Genomic DNA, 16,606 nt, shown 5'->3' with positions numbered 1-16,606 from the left:
CAGACGGCCTAGCGCTGCGCGCTACGCCGGATGGAACGCGCCAGAATGATTACCGGCAACAGCCCGACCGCGACGATCATCAACGACGCGGTCGCGGCTTCGGCCAGACGTTCGTCCGCAGCGAGGTTGTAGGCTTGCACGGCAAGCGTATCGAAGTTGAACGGGCGCATGACGAAGGTTGCCGGCAGTTCCTTCATGACATCCACAAAGACGATCAGCGCCGCGGTCAGCAGGCTGCCGCGCAGCATCGGGAAATGTACGCGTCGCAGCGTGGCGCCCGGTCCGTGACCGAGGCTGCGTGCAGCAGCGTCCATGCCAGGCGTGATTTTTCCCAGTCCGGCATTGACCGTTTGTAGCGCGACCCCCAGGAAACGCACCAGAAGGGCATAGACCAACGCTGCGATACCGCCGGTCAACAGCAGCCCGACCGACAGCCCGAATTGTTGCTGCAGCCAGGCAGACAGCGCGTTGTCAAAGCGTGCCACCGGCACTAGAACGCCTACGGCGATAACCGAGCCGGGTAGTGCATAACCCATGCCGCACAGCCGAGTCAGCCCGCGTAGCAGCCAGCTGCCCCTGCCATTCGCGGTGCGTCCGGCGTAGCCTATTGCCAGCGCCACCAGGACGGCAGCTAGCGCCGTTGCACTGGCTAGCAAGAAGCTGTTACGCACAAGTCCAACAAAGCGCGGACCGAATTGAGTATCGCCGTCGCTGAAGGCCATGTGGCACAGCATCAGCGCCGGTACCAGAAAGCCCAGCAGCACTGGCAAGGCGCAGGTTGCCAGGGCGAGCCAAGCCTGCGTGCCCCTCAGGGTTCTTGCCGCAACACGACGTTGATTGCCGTAGACTTGCGCACGGCCCTGGCTGGCGCGTTCCATCAGCAGGATCGCGCCGACGAACAGCAGCATGCACGCTGAGAGCTGCGCTGCGGCGTTCTTGTCCCCGAGTGAGAACCACGCGCGGAAGATTCCGGTAGAAAACGTAGGAATGGCAAAGTACGCGACGGTGCCGAAATCAGCCAGCGTCTCCATCATCGCCAGCGTGGTGCCTGCGACGATGCCGGGTCTGGCCAGCGGCAGCACCACGCGCCAGAGCCGGCTCCAGGTGCCGTGACCGAGCAGGCGCGCAGCCTCAAGCGTGTTCTGTGTTTGCTGGAGAATCGCAGCGCGCGTTGTCAAATAGACATAGGGGTACAGTACCAGCGAAAACAGCGTGATGGCGCCGCCAAGCGAGCGGATGTCCGGGAACCAGTATTCGCGTGCCTTCCAGCCGGTCATGTCGCGCAACCATCCTTGCACAGGCCCGGCAAACTGCAGTGCATCGGTATAGGCGTAGGCAATCACGTAAGCCGGCATCGCCATGGGCAACACCAACGCCCATTCCATCACGGTGCGGCCGGGAAAGCGGTAGGTTGAGACCAGCCACGCGGTGCTCACGCCGAGCACCAGCACCCCAGCGGCTACGCCCACCAGCAGCCAGAGCGTGTTAAGCACGTATTCCGCCAGCACGGTGTCCATAAGGTGCCGCCAGGTCTCGCCAGCGGGCAGTAGCACGGCCGAGGCAACCACCAGTACTGGCACAGCGATTAGCAAAGCTGCCGCCAGCGTGGCCAGGGTCAAAGGATGGAAGCGGCGGCTGGACAAGAGCATTCGGTAGATTTGGTGGAAATGCGTACCCGAACAATGCCAACGCGGCGCGGGTTGCCACATTTTAACAATGCGACGCATACACCGGCCCGCTGTACGATGCCTCGTCCATATAATGCGCAGATGCGACCCAAATCCTTTTCCCGAAGCGAAGGCCCGTCAAGTGCATGGCATATGTTGAGTAGTGCCACTGGTGACACTGCCGCTGGCACTTCCGTCATCGAGGTAGACCGTGTCCACCATGCATACAAGCGACACGGGGTGGTCAAGGGGGTGTCCTTTGAGCTGGCGCGCGGCAGTATTGCCTGCCTGCTTGGCCCTAGCGGATGCGGCAAGACTACAGTGTTGCGAGTTATCGCTGGATTTGAGCCGTTGCAAGACGGTCGCATCGTGCTTGACGGACAGACCGTGTCGTCGTCCAACGTGCTCGTGCCGCCAGAGGAGCGCCGAATCGGCATGGTGTTCCAGGACTATGCGCTGTTCCCTCATCTGGACGTGGCAGGCAATGTCGGTTTTGGGCTAACCCGCTCTGGCCGCGCCGAACGAGCGGCGCGAGTGGAAGAGGTTCTCCAGCTGGTCGGCCTTGCCGGCCTGGGCGGCAACTACCCGCATGAGCTGTCCGGCGGACAGCAGCAGCGTGTGGCGCTGGCACGAGCGCTTGCCCCGCGGCCCGAACTGCTGCTACTCGACGAGCCTTTCTCCAATCTCGATGTCGATTTGCGTGAGCGCCTAAGCCTGGAAGTGCGGGAGATACTGAAGGCACAAGGCACTACCGCCATTCTGGTAACGCACGACCAGTGCGAGGCCTTTGCCATGGCAGACGAGATTGGCGTGATGCATGACGGGGTGATCGAGCAGTGGGGCAGCGCACATGAGATATACCACCGTCCGAAGTCGCGCTTCATTGCTGGCTTTGTCGGCCAGGGCGTATTGATTCCAGGACGCCTGCGCCGCGACGGGAAAATCGAAGTCGAATTGGGCATGCTGAATCCCGCAGTGCCCTTGCAACTACCCGCGGATGCAGCCGTCGACGTGCTAGTGCGACCCGACGATATCGTGCATGACGACGCCAGTCCCATGCGGGCGGAGGTAGTCCACAAAGCCTTCCGAGGTGCCGAGTTCCTGTACACGCTGCGACTGGCTAGCGGATGCCGTCTGCTGGCGTTGGTTCCGTCGCACCACGATCATGCCGTGGGCGAGTTCATCGGCATCCGCGTTGAGATTGAGGATGTGATCGCCTTTGCCGCGCAGTAAGACTCATCGGCGCTTTGCACAAGTAACGACTCTATTGCCCGCTGACACGGGGTTATGCATTCCGGTAGGTACGGAAGTGTGGCGCGGTCGCGTCAGGGTCTTCCGTGGTAAGTGAGAATCAGTTACATTTGCCGGGTTCGCATGAGAAACAGCCTGTGCCGCAGGCTGGCCTGAGTTATTCAAATGGCGATTGTCTGCTACAAACACCTGGTTCCGCATCGCCATTGGTTCATGGTTGCCGTCTTATGACAGCCATCGACCCGGGAACCCATTCGCACGTCGATGCCTTGTACAGCCATCATCACGCATGGCTGCAGGGCTGGTTGCTGCGGAAAATAGGCAATGCCTGCGACGCGGCAGACCTGGCCCAGGACGTGTTCGTCCGCCTGCTGCACCGGAAGGTTGCGGAGGTTCGGGAGCCGCGAACCTACCTTGGCACCATCGCCAACGGACTCGTGATCGACTTCTGGCGACGGCGCGAGCTGGAGCAGGCGTGGCTTGAAACGCTTGCGCATTTGCCGGAGGCGCATGCTCCGTCGCCCGAGAGCAGACTGCATTTCCTTCAGACGCTGATGGAAATCGACCGCATGCTCGATACCTTGAAGCCACGCGTCCGCCACGCCTTCCTGCTGGCGCAGCTCGATGGATTGACCTGTCCGCAAATCGCTGAACGCATCGGTATGTCGCTGGCTACGGTTGAGCGGTATATCAGCCAGGCATTGCGGCGATGCTACGAGATGCGCTTTGGCAGCGACTAAGTTGGCCGAGATCTCAGCCCCGATGTCAGGCTCGCACCACGAGCTTCCGTCCGAGATTGTCGACGAGGCCATCAACTGGGCAGTCCGTTTGCTGTTCAACGAGCCCAGCGACGACACGCGCCGACGCTTCCATGTCTGGGAAAGCGCGGATCCGCGTCACAGGCTGGCCTGGCAGCGCGTGCAGTCGCTACGCGACGGCTTTCCCCGCGTGCCTGCGCCGCTTGCACTGGAAACCTTCAGCACTGCCGATGCAATCCGTGCCCGCCGTCAGGCTGGCCGACGGCAGGCGCTCAAGGTGCTGGCGCTCGGTGGAATTTCGGTACTGGGCCTGTCGGCCGGGTACCGCCATGCCCCATGGCAGCGATGGGTCGCCGAAGCCAGTACTGGGGTAGGCGAGCAGCGCAGGCTGGTGCTGGACGATGGGACGGTGGTCATTCTCAACACGGATACAGCGCTCGATATGCGGTTCGATGCCGAGCGCCGCGATGTGGTGCTTCGTCGTGGAGAGATTCTCGTGACCACCGGTCACGACGATCAGTATGTGCAGCGTGGAATCCGGCGACCTTTCCGGGTGCGTACCTCGTTCGGGACGATGCGCGCGCTCGGCACACGTTTCGCGGTGCGCCTCGACGATGATTTCGCGCGGGTGAGCGTTCAGGAGGGCGCCGTGGCGCTGCACGCCGGCAATGGCGAGGCGCAGTCGGTTGCCAACGCCGGCACGACGTGGCAGATGACACAGGCGTCGAGTTCCGAGCGCGCGGCGGTGGCACTGTCGCCGGATAGCTGGGCGAACGGACTGCTGTCGGGAAGCGATATGCGCCTGGCAGATGTGCTGGCCGAGCTTGGACGATACCGGCACGGGCGCATCGATTGCGATCCGGCCATAGCGGACCTGACCATTTCGGGCGCGTACCGGATCGACGACACCGATCGCACGTTGCGCTTCCTGGAGAAGGCATTGCCGATCCGGGTTTCGTATTTCACGCGCTACTGGGTCCGGGTGGGACCCGCGTCCAAGGCGTGATGCATGGCATTGTTACAAATTAGTTCGAGGTGAATTGAGGGGATTCGGGCCCGCTGTCCGGCTTGGATTGCAGGAACACCCTTTAACCTGCCCTGGACTTTTGAGCACCATGCCGTCATCGCAATCACTTCGCCAGCCATCCCATGTCCGCACCAATACTGCATGCCGACCAACCCTGAAGCCAAAGCTGAAGCTGAAACCGGTGACTGCCGCGCTGCATCAGGCGATGCTCTGCGTGGCCGTAGGCTCGGGTGCCGCGTCATTCGACGCCTGGGCCCAGGCTGCCGCGGAACAGCCGTCGGAAACGGTGCTGCCTGCCGTTACGGTGAAGGCAGCCGCCAATGATGCCACCGAGCTTCCCGCCGCCTACACTGGCGGCCAGACTGCCCGTGGCGGCCGGCTTGGGTTGCTCGGAAACCGCGGCACCATGGATACCCCGTTCTCGACAACCAGCTACACCGCGCAGCGGATCGAGGACCAGCAAGCCGTGACGCTGGCCGATGTGCTGAACGCCGATCCATCGATTCGATTCACCGGCCAGACTGGCGGGGTCACCGATTCGTTCATGATTCGTGGCTTTCCGATCAACGAAGGCAACCTGTCGGAGGTTGCATTCGACGGGGTGTACGGCGTTTCGCCGAACTACCACCTGTTCCCGGAATACATCGAACGCGTGGAGGTGCTGAAAGGCCCGGCGGCTATGCTCTACGGCATGTCTCCGAATAGCGGGGTGGGTGGCGTGGTCAACCTGGTACCGAAACGCGCCGGCAATACCGACCTGACACGTTTTACGCTCGACTACGCGTCGGATGCGCAGGTGGGCGGGGCAGTCGACCTGAGCCGTCGCTGGGGCAAGGACAAGGAGTGGGGCGTTCGCTTCAACGGCCTGCATCGTCAGGGAGGAACACCGCTGGACAACCAGAAGTCGCGCAGCGAAGTCGCGGCCGTTTCGGTGGACTATCGCGGCGATCGCCTGCGCGCGTCGCTCGACCTGATCGAGCAGTACCAGTGGATCGACGCACCGACGCGTCCGTTCCTGGTGGCTGCCGGTATCAACGTTCCGGCGGCACCGGACGGCCGGCGCAATATCACCCAGCCATGGGGGTGGTGGAAGTCCAACGACGTGTCGACGTTGCTGCGCGTCGAGTACGACGTTGCGGACAATGTGACCGTCTACGCCGATGCCGGTGGGACACGGTCGGACGTATCGCGGCTTTCCGACCAGACGCCAACCATCCTCAACGCGGCCGGTGACACGTCCACTGCCGTTCAGAACTGGCGGTTCCAGGTGAACCGGATGTCGTTCGACACGGGCGTACGCGCCAAATTCGATACCGGTCCCGTCAAGCATACGCTCGCTTTGCAGGGCAACTTCTATTCGGACCGCATCGCCAATGCGAACGTCGCCGGCACGCCAGTCCAGTCGAACATCTACAACCCGGTGGTACGTCCGGAGCAGTCGATTGCGCCGCCCAAGTATGTGCCCAAGGTTTCGGACTCGACCTTGTCGGGCGTGGCGCTGGTGGACACGCTTAGCGGCCTCGACGACCGCCTGGCGCTGACGGTTGGCCTGCGCTACCAGCAGGTCGAGTCGAACAACTACAACACCGCGACCGGCGCCAAGTCTTCGAGCTACGACGAGAATGCCGTCACGCCGCTGGCCGGTATCGTCTTCAAGCCGTGGCGCAATGTTTCGTTCTATGCGAACTATGTCGAAGGGCTGAGCAAGGGAGATATCGCGCCGACCACCGCTTCCAATGCAGGCCAGGTCTTTGCTCCGTACAAGACCAAGCAGCAGGAAGTAGGTGTCAAGGTTGATGCGGGTTCGCTGATGGCGACGCTGGCCGCATTCCGCATGACGAAGCCAAGCGGCCAGCTGTTTGGCACCGTCTATGCCGTCGACAGCGAGCAGCGCAACCAGGGATTGGAGTTGACGGTCTCCGGTGAAGTCGTTCGTCGTGTCCGACTGCTGGGTGGGGTGACCTGGCTTGACGGCAAGCTGACCAAGACCAACAGCGCCACGACGCAAGGCAATCGACCGGTGGGCGTGCCTGACTTCATGGCAAACCTTGGCGCGGAATGGGATCTGCCGTGGCTTCAGGGGCTGACCCTGACCGGTGCCGTCAACTACACCGGACGCGTTTACGTCAACCAGGCCAACACGCAGTCGGTGCCATCGTGGACCACGTTCGATTTTGGTGCCCGCTATCGCACCAGGGTGGCTGGCAAGGCAACCACGTTCCGCGCCACGGTCATCAACGCGTTCGACAAAAACTACTGGGGTGGCGTGGCGTCGTACAGCACCATTTCGCAAGGTGCGCCGCGCACCTTCCTGGGATCTGTGACGGTGGATTTCTGATGCAGGCCCCATGTCGATGAACCATCGCCAGGCCTTGGCCTGGGTTGCGACCGCGATGGTAGTTGCCATGGGCACGCAGGACTGCGCGGCCGCTGACCCGATGCAAGCGGGCGTGGCCGCAGTCCGACTGTATTCGATACAGCCCGGACCACTCGACAAGGTTCTTATCGAGTTTGCTACGGCATCAAGGATCGATCTGGTCTTTGAGGCCGAAGCATTGCGGAAAAACCAGAGTGCCGGGCTGGTGGGGCACTACAGCGTGGTCGGGGGCATACGCAAGCTGCTTGATGGCACAGGTTTCGAGGTTGTCGATCTGCGCGATGGCGGGTACGCGATACGCAGGCAGGCCGGTCCGGTTGAACGGGCTGAAGGAGGCGAAGGCGCCCCGACGTTGCCAACCGTGACAGTCGTCGGACGCGCCAGTGGCGATTCACGTTCGCATGATACGGATATCCGACGGGCCGCGAATCTTGGGCTGCTTGGCGATGTCGATGGCATGGATGCACCGGTCAGCACGAGTAGTTTCGATGCCAATGCCATCAAGGATCTCCAGGCATCCAGTGTTGCCGATGTGGTCGACACCGATGCTTCGGTGCGCTCGGTCAGCAAACCGGGCGGCATTCTCGATGCGTTCACGATTCGTGGATTCCCGTACAGCAATGGAAACTTCGGGGAAATTGCCTTTGATGGCGTCTACGGCATCGCCTCGAACTATCGTGTCGCGACCGGGTACGTCGAGAGAATCGAACTGGTCAAGGGGCCAACCACGCTGCTGTATGGCATGTCACCGGGCGGCAGCATTGGCGGGGCCATCAATATCGTGCCAAAGCGGGCAGAAGCCACGGATCTCACCGAACTCGGCGTGGACTACGGCTCCGTGGCTCAGTTCGGAACTTCAGTCGGCGTAAGCAGGCGATTCGGCAACGAGCGGGCTTTTGGGGTGCGCTTCAACGGCGCGTATCGGGCTGGGGACACCAGCCTGGACCATCAGCATCGCAACGCCGGCTCAGGCGCGCTGGCGCTGGACTTTCGAGGCAGGCGCCTGCAGGCGAGTCTCGACCTCATCGGCCAGCACGAGACCATTTCGGCGCCGTTCCGGCTGGTACATATCATCCCTGGCATTGCCGTTCCAGAGGCTCCCGACGGGCATCGCAATATTTCCCAGTCATGGGAGTCATCGAGGATCAATGACGGCTCGGTGCTCGCACGCGTCACCTACGACGTGGACGAGCGCGTCCAACTGTATGCCCATGCTGGGGGCGGTAGCACGCGTGTTGCGCGCGTGTTCGCCATCACACCCACCATCATCAACGAAGCCGGGGATGTCTCGGTATTCGATACGAACTACCGGTTCGAAGTCGCCAGGGCAACTGCGGAAGCCGGGGCGCGGTGGCGCTTCGATACCGGCCCGGCGACCCATCGGATGGCGCTGGCCATCAGCGGGTATCGGGACCAGCTCAATCGCGGGTTGGTGAATTCTTCGCTGACGTCGCTCACCAATCTCTATGATCCGGTCACGTTGCCTTCCCAGTCGATTCCCGAGCCTGCGAGCGTGCCGAAGGTGTCCTCGACATACCTGACAGGCTTGTCGCTGGTCGACACCGTCGGCCTGCTCGATCAGGCCTTGCAGGTCACGGCAGGGTTTCGCTACCAGAGAATCCGCTCCGACAATTTCAACCCGGATGGTAGCGTCGTCGCCCACTATGACAAGGGGGCGGTCACGCCGATGCTGGGTATCGTCTTCAGGCCGAGCCAGTCGGTGTCACTGTATGCGAACCGCGTCGAAGGCCTGAGCAAGGGAGATACCGCGCCGACCAGTGCCGCGAATGCGGGCGAGGTGCTGGCGCCATACCGTTCCACCCAGTATGAGATCGGCGTAAGGCTGGCACGGCAGAATCTCGTCGCCAGCTTCAGCGCCTTCCAGATCAGCAAGGTAAGCGGCGTGATGACGGGGACGCGCTTCGCCGCTGATGGCGAGCAGCGCAATCGTGGCCTGGAGCTGGCGCTGCGTGACGAAATTGTTCCGGGATTGCGTCTCAACGCCAGTGCCATGTGGGTCGACGCGTCGATCTCAGGAAGCCCGACGTTGTCCGGCAAGACGCCGATTGGCGTGCCATCCTGGCAAGCCAATCTGGGCGCTGAACTTGATGCTCCCGGGATTCCGGGACTGACACTTACCACCTACGTGACCTACAACGACGGTCAGTATGTGGATGCGGCCAACACACAACGAATCCCGTCATGGACCCGCTGGGACCTTGGTGCGAGATATCGCCTGACCGGCGATCGCTACCCGACCACTGTACGCCTGGTGATGCGCAACGTCCTGAATCGGCGGGGATGGGCGGCGGTTGACGCATACGGCGGGCTGGCGCAGGCCGACCCGCGTACGGTTCTGGCGTCGGTTACCGTGGGGTTCTGAGCATGTGGTGAAGCTCAGGCGCTGCCTAGCCCGCCATGGATGTGCGGCGGGCTGGCGGCAAACCTCAATGAGGCTGGGAAGAGCCCCATTTCACCGGGACCTGGGTTGCAGGACCGCCCGGGACATTGACGGTAGCCGTGGTGCGATGGCGCAAGGCCTCGTAGGCAGTGCCGTTGTATGTACCGGGAGTCTTCTCCAGATGCACGACGTGCAGGATGTACTGGCCGCGCCACGGGAACGCAAATTGCACCTTGCCGTCTTTGCCGGTGGTTGCCTCACGCGTCCAGGCATTCGGCGCGATGATGCGCACGTCCGTGGCAGCCAGCGGCGTGCCGCGGAACAGAACCCGGAACTCGCCGGCGTTGGCGGTCGGCAGGATGTCGAGGGTCATCGCTTCCGCATCGCTGGCGGGCACGCCATCGACCAGCCGGGCGTAGAACATCGGCTTGACGATGCCGATGCCCGCACGGGTCCAGTCCTTGACGGCGTAGGCGCCCTCGGTAGCCACGATGGTGGTGCCGCGTGCAGGGCGCGCGAACGCAAATCCGCCCGCCTCGCGCTTTGCCTGTACCGCGCTGGTCTGACCCGAAGCGGTTACGGCACGAAGCTCGGGTGCCGGCATCTCATCGAGACGGCCGGGAGACCGCTCGCGCAGCATCTCTTCGTACTCGCCAAAGTAGAGGTGTCCCCCCGCCTTGTCCTGTTCGAGCCACAGGTAATGGGCCTGGACTGCCGAAGGGAGCACGGCGGCAATGAGCGTCAGTGCCAGGCCGGCAAGAAGTGAATGGCGTTTCATCATGGTCCTCACTGGAAGCGGTAGCGTGCCGTCAGCATGGCGCTGCGCTTGTCGCCGGGCAGGGCGCCCGAGAACGTCGGCGAGACATAATAAGTCTTGTCAGTCAGGTTGCGCAGGTTCAGCGTGACGTCGAACTTCTTCTGACGATAGTAGATGGCGGCATCGAGCACCACGTACGACGGCACCTGGTACAGGTTCAGCGAATCGGCGTAGCTGTCGCCCTTGTAGGTCAGCCCCAGGCCCACGCCCCAGCCGTGCAGCGCCTGCTGCTGGAAGTCATAGGTGGTCCACAGGCGGCCGCCGGTACGGGACACGCCGGCGGGTCGGGTGCCGGCGATGCTGCGGTTGGTCACGCCCATGACGGCGTTCGATGCCAGCGCGTTCGATTCCACTTCCACGTTCTGCAGCACGAAGTTGGCCAGGATGGTCCAGCCGGGCAGCGGCAGGGCCGACAGTTCCAGCTCCACGCCGCGGCTCTTGTCGCGGCCATCGGGTGTCGGGCTCAAAGCGCCCGGCAGCGTGATGTAGTAGTTCTTGCGCTCGGTTTCGAACAGCGACACATTGGTATTCAGCTTGCCGTCCAGAAACTCGGCCTTGACGCCGATTTCCTTCTGCAGGGCCTTTTCGGGCTCGGTGGACAGTGCCGCCGGTTCGGTGGAGACATTGATGAACTTGCTGGTCGATACGCCGGCGTAGAACGACAGCGCGCGCGTGGGTTGCCAGACGCCGCCCAGCGAACCCGAGGTCAGGTTCTGCGTGTCGCCAATCGAGCGGAACGACGTGCCTTGGGTGCCGACGTCGCTGAACTTGACGCGGTCGGTCCGCACCGCGCCGCGCAGCTTGAAGTGCTCGCCAAAGGCCAGCTGGTCCTGCAGGTAGACACCTACGTCTTCCTGCTTGAGCACGCGATTGAAGCCTTGCGCGGGAACCGCGGGAATGCCGGCCAGTGTCGTCTCGCGGACGACCGGGGCATTGATGTTGAGGATGTCGGGCAGGTTGTAGCCGGTGCGGACCGTGTTGATATGCGTGTCCGAGTATTCCAGGCCGAACAGCACCGTGTGGTCGACCAGGCCGGTGCGGGTCTTCCAGACCAGTTCATTCTGGGCCAGGATGAAGTGTCCGTCGTCAGACTGCGTCCGGGCATTGCGGCCGGTCATCTGGTTCTGCGCATTGCCGCCATTGCCGCCCGCGTTGCGGGTCATGTCGAGCGAGCGTTCGTCGTAGATGAACGCCGTGCGCATGGTCAGCGCGGGATCGATGCGCCAGTCGTGGCTGACCGTGACGCGGTCGATCAGCTGGCGCGTGTCGTTGAACGGGCTGTAGTAACGCGAGTCGCGCGGTGCGCTGGCGATCTTGCCCTGGTTGTTGAAGACGATACCGTAGTTGTCCGGGACGATGCTGATGTCGCGGTGGTCGTAGTCGATCGTCAGCGTCTTGTTGGTGTCGTACGCCCAGCTGAACGACGGCGAGACTTCGCGGATGTCGCGTCCAAGGCCGCGATAGCCATCGCTTTTCTCATAGTCGGCGATCAGGCGTGCGTTGACCTGCGAGCTGACCGGGCCGCCCACGTCCACATAGGTACCCCAGGTACCGAAGCTGCCGCCAAAGGCGCCGACTTCGGCGCTGAACTTCGGCTGCGGCTGCTTGGTGACGATATTCACCGTGCCGCCGGGCTGCCCAGAGCCGTAGAGCGCCGAACCCGGGCCCTTGAGCACTTCGATGCGGTCCACGTCATACATGGTCCGGTAGTAGCCGTTCTGGCTCGGGCCGTCGATATAGCCGTCGCGCAGGAAGCGCATGGCCAGGCCGCGGATCGTGTAGTTGTTCGCGAAACCGTAACCGCCAGCGAGTTGCGGTTGCACGCCGGCAGAGTTCTGCAGCGCGTAGTTCATGTCGATGGCGCCCTGGTCGCGCAGCACGTCTTCGGGAATCACGGTGATGGCGGCCGGGATATCGCGCAGCGGCGTGTCGGTCTTGGTGCCGGTAGTCACCGATTCGTTGGGGTTGCCGGGCAGAACCTTTCCGCCCGAGACCGTCACCGGCGGCAACGTCTGCTCCGAGGGGTTGGACTGGGCCAGTGCGACGGCGGGCAGGCCAGCGATCAGGGCGTACGCCAGAGTGGCGATGACAGTGGGGCGTGGCGAGTGACCGCGGCGGGCAGGACGGGACATTGACGTAGGACGGTTGGAGTCGGAAATGTTGGAAGCGTTACTGCGGCGTTACTGCGGAGTTACTGCGCAAGGACGCCGGAATTCGGGCCAGTTGCACCGCGAGAAATGCGGAGCCAGCCCATGAAACCTAATGGGAATCATTTGCAGCAACAATCCGACTAGTGCGCCCCTCGGACCTTTGTCCCGTAGAAACTGGTCGTTTGCCGGGCGGATTTCGATGAACTTTTGCAACACAGGGCATATGTCCCGTGTGTTTCAGATGCCTTATAAGTTTCTTTTTGGCATTTGAGATGCCAGTCGCCTCTTCCGTCCTAAGTGAGAATCAGTTACATTTGTATGCCTTTTGGAACCGTCGAGCACGGTGACAGGGAATCCACGTCCTGAATTCGCGACCATGCCGATCAAACTCGCTTTGCTGCTGATTGTTTTTCCTGCCTATCAGGCATGGGATCTCTACCAGCTGTTTTCCAACGGTGCCGACTTTCACGTAATGACTGAAACGGTCGCGACCCTCGCATTCATCGCGATTCTTTTCGTCGTGATCCGGGAACGGCGACGAGCGGCAAAGGAATTTGCAAATCTCAAGGCTTCGGCCGAGGCGGCGCAGCGCGCGGTGGCCGAGCGGGACGAGGTATCCCAGCAGTCGACGCGGCATTTCCTGCAGACCATGCAGACGCAGTTCGATTCCTGGAAGCTGACGCCGTCGGAAAAGGACGTTGCACTGCTACTGGTAAAGGGACTTTCCCTCGAGGAAATCGCCCAGGCCAGAAACAGTGGTGCCAAGACGGTTCGCCAGCACGCGGCCAATGTGTACGCGAAAGCGAATCTCAATGGCCGGCATCAGCTGGCTGCCTACTTTCTTGAAGACCTGCTGGTGCCACCGAGCAGCCAGTTTGCCCACTGAGCGCATGGCGTGGTTTAACGCTTCCGCTGCGCCGCCCAATCAAGGGTGGCATCGAATAGCCTGAGGCCTTCAGGCGAGAGATTCGGGAACGTCTCGTTGTCGAGGAAGAACATTACGCGACGTGCCGGCGCGATGGCCTCGTAGTCCATGGTGGCGCCTTTCTCGTACGTGAAAACCGCTGCCTTGTCTGGCTGTCCGTAAAGCGTGGCAATGGTGCTCGCGCCAAGCCCCGGCTTGCCCCAACTCATGGCCGCCTGCTTCTGGTACACGTTCACCACGCCCGCTGGAAGCCCTGCGGCCGCCGGATGCGGGGCATTGACCAGCCAGACATAGCGTTCGCGCGGCACTTCGCCGAAGTCCGTGTCGTGGCGCTTGCCGGTCATCGCCAGATCATCGAGATAGTCGTTCTCCCAGGTCATGAGCGGCACTTGAAGCTGCTTCCAGCCGGCCTTCATCGACTTCGCGGACACGTTCGAGGACAGGATGACGCAATCAGTGTCGGCCACAGCATCCGGCGAGACATCCTGATTGTGGATACTGACGTGATAGCCGCGTGATTCCAGATGTTGCTTCACCATCTGGTCCACGGTCGCATTGGGGCCGGATACCTGCGTGACGAGTGCAATGTTGCCGCTGGCGGCACACACTGACGCAGACCAGATCGTTCCGGTGGCACACAGCACAGCAAGCAGTGCGTTTGGTTGGCGGAATATGCGTCGAACAAGGTAGGGACGATTCTGGAATGGCATGACTGGATCCGATTGCGAATGGCGATTGCGTGGCGTGAGACGAAGGGTCTCAACTGCTATGTCACGCGAGAATCCAGAACAGACCACCTTTACAGGTAACCCGGCTCAGCGCGGGCCGCTGCAGCCTGCACATGTCCCGACCATGGCCAGGTCTACGTTTGCGGGTTTGAGTCCGTGAGCCTGAAAGTGTCCCAGCAGCGCTTTCTCGAAAGTTTCGTCAAGGATCTCGTCGATGGACCCGCAGCGAACGCAATACAGGTGCCGATGGAACGGTTGGTCGGCGAGCTCGTAGAACGTCTGCGTCCGATTATTCCTTTCCTGCACCAGCACGCGCGCCAGCACGCCAAGGCTTGCCAGTTCGTAGACGGCGTTCTTTAACGTGGATACCCCAGACAACTCACCGCTTTCCAGCATGCTCGCGCACAACTGTTCCGCGCTCAGATGTCGGGTTGCACTACGCAGGAGTGCATTCAGGACTGCGACCCTGGCCGGGGTTGCCGCGACCCAATGACGTTCCAGCAGTCGTGCCGAGGACTGGTGCGTTTCGCTGGACATCGGGTAAATCATGGCTCCCATATGTTCGACCGACTCGCAAGGGTGAGGAGGGTGGCGCCGGTGGCAGCGGCATTGAAGGCTGACCAGCGTAGGCCGGACAGCGAGCGGTGCGCAAGGTGCATTCCGGTGGATTGGGACATTTGTACCGGTGCCTTTGTACGTTTGTACCGCCGGAATTCCACGTTGCCGCAACATGAGTCGGGGCAAGGGCGGGCCGCGATGAGGCTCGTCGGCTTGCCCCGAAGCTGCAGTCGCGGCTAAAATCAAATGATAATTATTCGCAAATCAACTCGTCGCACTGTTTTCAGTGCGGCATCGGGTCAATCTACCTAATCGCTTCCTTGTCGTACCTGACATCGCTCAGCAATGTCGAGGTTCGGCAGCATCGACATGTCCGGCAGTCCGCCTTCCTCCGCGCGCGATCTTGGCGCGCTTTATCGCGCCCATCACGGCTGGCTTTATCACTGGCTCCAGCGCCGGCTCGGATATGGCGGGAGTGCGGCCGATGCTGCCGACCTGGCGCAAGACACCTTTACGCGCCTTGCGGGGACCCGGGACCTGACCGCGGTGCATGAACCGCGCGCCTACCTGACCACCGTTGCCAAGGGCCTGATGATCAATTGGCTGCAGCGGCAGTCGCTTGAACGGTCTTACCTTGAGGCGCTGGCAGCCTGCCCGGAGCCATTGGCGCCTTCGCCTGAAGACCGGGCCATCGTGCTGGAGGCATTGCATGAAATCGACGCCATGCTCGATGCCTTGTCGCCACGCGCCAAGCGCGCCTTCCTGCTGTCGCAGCTCGAAGGCATGAAGTACGAGGAGATTGCCGACCGGCTTGGTGTCTCGCTGACATCGGTCAAGCGTTATATGCAGCAAGCGTTCCGGGTTTGCCTGGGAGCGATGTCATGACGCATGAAGCCGGGATCGATCCCCGCATTCTCGACGAGGCAGCCAATTGGCTGATGCGGTTGCATGCCACCAACGCCAGCGCCGAAGATCGCGCGGCGTGCGCGCGCTGGCAAGCGCAAAGTGCCTCGCATGCGCAGGCATGGGTGCGCGCGGAGCGGCTCATGAGCATGCTGGGCACCCTGCCGCCTGGCATTGCCATGCGTGCGCTGGACCGGCCGAACAGTCTGGCGCGCCGCAAGGCGGTAGCACGCCTGGCTGGATGGCTGGCGGTGGCGCCGGCCGCCTGGGCGGTGGCGAGGCTGGCACCTTGGGAGCAATGGGTCGCCACGCACAGTACCGGGCGCGCGGAGCAGCGTGAATTCCGCCTGGCGGACGGCACCCGCATCACGCTGGGCCCGATGAGCGCCATCGACGTGGCGTTCGACACGCAGCAACGTCGGGTAGAACTGCGCGCCGGAGAGATCCTTGTCGAGACCGCGCCAGACCCGGCTGCCGTACATCGCCCATTTATCGTCAGTACGGCTCAGGGCCAGCTCGAAGCCCTTGGAACGCGTTTTGACGTGCAGGTGCAGGGCGACCGGACCCGGGTAGCCGTGCTCGAAGGCGCGGTGCGCGTACAGCCGCGCGAACAGGGCGCATCGGCGCGCGTGCTGCGGGCCGGCGAGCAATCGGGTTTCACGGCTTCGGGCGTCGAACCACCGGTTGCCGCCGATGACAGTGCCATTGCGTGGACGCGCGGCATGCTGGTGGCGGACCGTATGCCGTTGGCCCAGGTGGCGGCCCAACTGGGGCGGTACCGCAGCGGCATCGTGCGCTGCGATCCGGCCATCGCGGCACTGCCCGTGTCCGGGGCATTGCCCATCGGCGATACGGACCGGACGCTGTCGATGCTGATGGCCACTTATCCGGTCGACGTCGTGCTCCGTACCCGCTTGTGGGTCACGCTGGTGCCGCGCACCCGCGACAACTGAATCAACTGAGTCTTTCCGCCGCTGTTACAAATTTTTCTGCGTTTCCCCTGGTACTTTTCGCGCGCCCGGCTGGCAAGGGAAGTGAAACACC

At 62.5% G+C, this 16,606-nt stretch carries 13 protein-coding genes; 8 read left to right on the top strand and 5 right to left on the bottom strand.

The window, feature by feature from the left end; genetic code table 11:
* Positions 1-8: 8 nt before the first annotated feature.
* Positions 9-1,649 carry an ABC transporter permease subunit gene (locus ACO550_RS14260; RefSeq protein ID WP_315593139.1) on the bottom strand — a complete coding sequence of 547 codons (1,641 nt, stop codon included), beginning with the start codon at positions 1,647-1,649 and terminating at the stop codon, positions 9-11.
* Positions 1,650-1,820: 171 nt separating this feature from the next.
* On the opposite strand from ACO550_RS14260, the gene ACO550_RS14255 reads away from it, so the two are divergent.
* The 5 genes from ACO550_RS14255 to ACO550_RS14235 all read left to right on the top strand — a co-directional run bounded on the left by ACO550_RS14255 (position 1,821) and on the right by ACO550_RS14235 (position 9,463).
* Positions 1,821-2,900, top strand: a complete 1,080-nt coding sequence (locus tag ACO550_RS14255) for an ATP-binding cassette domain-containing protein (RefSeq protein ID WP_315593140.1) — start codon at positions 1,821-1,823, stop codon at positions 2,898-2,900.
* Between the two features lie 245 nt (positions 2,901-3,145).
* Positions 3,146-3,658, top strand: coding sequence for a sigma-70 family RNA polymerase sigma factor (locus ACO550_RS14250; protein ID WP_315593191.1), 513 nt, complete (start codon positions 3,146-3,148; stop codon positions 3,656-3,658).
* Between the two features lie 22 nt (positions 3,659-3,680).
* Positions 3,681-4,682, top strand: a complete 1,002-nt coding sequence (locus ACO550_RS14245; RefSeq protein WP_315593141.1) for a FecR domain-containing protein — start codon at positions 3,681-3,683, stop codon at positions 4,680-4,682.
* 109 nt (positions 4,683-4,791) lie between these two features.
* On the top strand, positions 4,792-7,041 hold the full coding sequence (locus ACO550_RS14240) for a TonB-dependent receptor (RefSeq protein ID WP_485994881.1): 2,250 nt from the start codon (positions 4,792-4,794) through the stop codon (positions 7,039-7,041).
* A gap of 10 nt (positions 7,042-7,051) precedes the next feature.
* On the top strand, positions 7,052-9,463 hold the full coding sequence (locus ACO550_RS14235; RefSeq protein WP_315593142.1) for a TonB-dependent siderophore receptor: 2,412 nt from the start codon (positions 7,052-7,054) through the stop codon (positions 9,461-9,463).
* A gap of 64 nt (positions 9,464-9,527) precedes the next feature.
* On the opposite strand, the gene ACO550_RS14230 is transcribed toward ACO550_RS14235, so the two are convergent.
* On the bottom strand, positions 9,528-10,262 hold the full coding sequence (locus tag ACO550_RS14230) for a DUF4198 domain-containing protein (protein WP_315593143.1): 735 nt from the start codon (positions 10,260-10,262) through the stop codon (positions 9,528-9,530).
* Positions 10,263-10,267: 5 nt separating this feature from the next.
* On the bottom strand, positions 10,268-12,430 hold the full coding sequence (locus tag ACO550_RS14225; protein WP_315593144.1) for a TonB-dependent siderophore receptor: 2,163 nt from the start codon (positions 12,428-12,430) through the stop codon (positions 10,268-10,270).
* Between the two features lie 394 nt (positions 12,431-12,824).
* Here ACO550_RS14225 and ACO550_RS14220 point away from each other — a divergent pair, with 394 nt between their 5' ends.
* The gene (locus tag ACO550_RS14220) at positions 12,825-13,334 is read left to right on the top strand and encodes a helix-turn-helix transcriptional regulator (protein WP_315593145.1); all 510 of its coding nucleotides are present in this window, start codon (positions 12,825-12,827) and stop codon (positions 13,332-13,334) included.
* A gap of 14 nt (positions 13,335-13,348) precedes the next feature.
* Here the strand turns inward: ACO550_RS14220 and ACO550_RS14215 are convergent, their stop codons facing one another.
* The gene (locus ACO550_RS14215) at positions 13,349-14,083 is read right to left on the bottom strand and encodes a hypothetical protein (protein WP_315593146.1); all 735 of its coding nucleotides are present in this window, start codon (positions 14,081-14,083) and stop codon (positions 13,349-13,351) included.
* A 105-nt stretch (positions 14,084-14,188) separates the two neighbouring features.
* Positions 14,189-14,638, bottom strand: a complete 450-nt coding sequence (locus ACO550_RS14210; RefSeq protein ID WP_315593147.1) for a Fur family transcriptional regulator — start codon at positions 14,636-14,638, stop codon at positions 14,189-14,191.
* A 390-nt stretch (positions 14,639-15,028) separates the two neighbouring features.
* Between ACO550_RS14210 and ACO550_RS14205 the strand changes: the two genes are divergently transcribed.
* On the top strand, positions 15,029-15,544 hold the full coding sequence (locus ACO550_RS14205; RefSeq protein WP_315593148.1) for a sigma-70 family RNA polymerase sigma factor: 516 nt from the start codon (positions 15,029-15,031) through the stop codon (positions 15,542-15,544).
* Complete coding sequence (locus ACO550_RS14200; protein WP_315593149.1) at positions 15,541-16,515, top strand: FecR domain-containing protein; 975 nt, start codon at positions 15,541-15,543, stop codon at positions 16,513-16,515. Before ACO550_RS14205 ends, ACO550_RS14200 begins: the two co-directional genes overlap by 4 nt.
* Positions 16,516-16,606 lie beyond the last annotated feature (91 nt).

The organism is Cupriavidus sp. (assembly GCF_057315035.1).
Note: the sequence above shows the minus strand (reverse complement) of the source record. Positions and strands in the feature narration are given on the sequence as shown.